This is a genomic window from Methanococcoides sp. AM1, assembly GCF_900774055.1.
Lineage (GTDB): Archaea > Halobacteriota > Methanosarcinia > Methanosarcinales > Methanosarcinaceae > Methanococcoides.
The window spans coordinates 1-428 of record NZ_CAAGSW010000019.1; the positions used below are offsets into that span (position 1 = coordinate 1).

At 37.6% G+C, this 428-nt stretch carries 1 protein-coding gene; it reads right to left on the reverse strand.

Annotated elements, in window-relative coordinates; genetic code table 11:
* Nucleotides 1-363 (reverse strand): PIN domain-containing protein (locus E7X57_RS12215; protein WP_135613269.1); only part of this gene is annotated, 363 nt, incomplete at its 3' end.
* Between the last annotated feature and the right edge of the window lie 65 nt (nt 364-428).

The window sequence follows — 428 nt, forward strand, 5'->3', positions numbered from 1 at the left end:
CATCATCTCTTTCTGGAACGAGACAAGGTTGATGCAATTCACACCTTCAGTTCTGGCAACTACCTGTAAGCCTTCATCATCTGATACAACTGTGATCTTACCTATGGAAGTTGCTCTTTTTACTTCATTGATTATCCTTGCATCATTGTTGCAGTCGTCTCCACATTTAGATATGCCAAGCAATTTTATGTGATGTTGGTTGATGTGTTTGATAGAAAGTTGAGCATTTTCCTGATGCTCCGCAAATCTTTTACGATAATCAAGTTCTTTAAGGACTGTTGGCGAAACAACAACATCTAAGTGGTAATCCCTAAGCAGAGCTGGATTTTTTAAAAGAACATTGGTGTCAAATAGGTATTTCATATCAATCGTATCCTCAATCTAAGCAGTTTCTGCAGCTTCATCCTCTTAGATAATAACTACTCAAC